The sequence below is a fragment of the Micrococcus sp. HSID17227 genome (assembly GCF_003989405.1).
GTDB lineage: Bacteria > Actinomycetota > Actinomycetes > Actinomycetales > Micrococcaceae > Micrococcus > Micrococcus luteus.
Window position 1 is genome coordinate 1 of sequence record NZ_RBLN01000389.1, and the last position, 1407, is coordinate 1407.

Consider the following 1407-nt stretch of genomic DNA (forward strand, 5'->3'; position numbering starts at 1 on the left):
GCGTGGCGACGGCGGCACGGATCTCCGCCTCATCGGCGAGCGTCCGGAGGGCGCCGGCGGCCACGAGGCGGCGGTGCAGGGAGCGGGCCGGGCGGAGGTCGGCGTACTGCAGGTCCACCATCGCGAGGCGGGGGTCGGTCCAGTCCGCGCCCGTGCGGGCCCGCAGGCCCTCGAGGACGCGCAGCTTGGCCGCCCAGTCGGCGCGGTCGCTCAGGGACAGCGGATCCGCGGTGGCGTCGTCGAGGTCGACGGCCCAGGCGTCCAGCACTTCGCGCGTCTGCGGATCCGCCGCCCCGAAGGCGGCGCAGTGGGCGCGGGCCGCGTCCAGGTAGGACCGCAGGATCTGCAGCCCGGTCCAGTGCCGGCGCACGGGGCCGTCCGCGGTGCGTTCGAGCAGGGGCACCGTGGCCCGCAGGCCCGGGTCGTGGCTGATCGTCTGCAACGCGGCCACCGGGTCGTCCAGGGTGAGCCGGGGCGCCGTCCCGGCCTCGGCCATCGCGAGGACGAGCGCGGTCATGCCCATCCGCAGCCACGTGGCGTGCTGGCTCAGCGTCGCGTCGCCGATGATCACGTGGAGCCGGCGGTAGGCCTCGGGGCGGGCGTGCGGCTCGTCCCGCGTGTTGACGATCGGCCGGTGGATCGTGGTCTCCAGGCCCACGGGCTCCTCGAAGTAGTCGGCCCGCTGGGACAGCTGGAAGCCCGGCCGCTCCCCCGCCGGGCCGAGTCCCACGCGGCCCGCGCCCACGAGCACCTGCCGCGCCGCGAAGAACGGCAGCAGGACGGCGGTGAGCTCCTCGAAGTCGAGGGACCGGGCCACGAGGTAGTTCTCGTGCGCGCCGTAGGACTGGCCCTTGCCGTCCACGTTGTTCTTGTAGACCAGCACCTCCGGGGCGCCCTCGGCCTGGCCGATGTGCTCGGCCGCCGCCTGGGCGACCAGGTCCCCGGCGGCGTCCCACACCATGGCGTCCCGCGGGGTGGTCGTCTCCGGCGACGAGTACTCCGGGTGGGCGTGGTCCACGTACCAGCGCGCGCCGTTGGCCAGCACGGTGGACAGCAGCAGGTGCACGGGCTCCCCGTCCGGGCCCACGAGCGCCTCGTCGGTCAGCTGCGAGGGGTGCGCCGCCGAACGCGGCAGCCGCCAGCCGCGGGCGTCCACGAGCGGCGACTCCCCCGTGTAGTCCCACTCCGTGCCGGCCACCGCCGAGCCGGACCGGGTCGCCAGGTCCGCGTACGCGTTCACGAGCTCGACCGAGAGCACGCTGTGGTGCGCCCCCGGGTTGGCCGGCGCGTGGATGCCGAACTCGGTCTCCGTGCCCATCACCCGGTGCACGCCCCAGCCGGCGGCGTCCCGCCCGTTCGGGGGAACGGCCGCGCCGTGGAAAAGCCGGCGCTGGCCCTCGAAGGCGG

General features: G+C 75.8%; 1 protein-coding gene. It reads right to left on the bottom strand.

Annotated elements, in window-relative coordinates; genetic code table 11:
• Nucleotides 1-1407 (bottom strand): depupylase/deamidase Dop (dop, locus tag D8M29_RS12105; RefSeq protein WP_127446017.1); only part of this gene is annotated, 1407 nt, incomplete at both ends.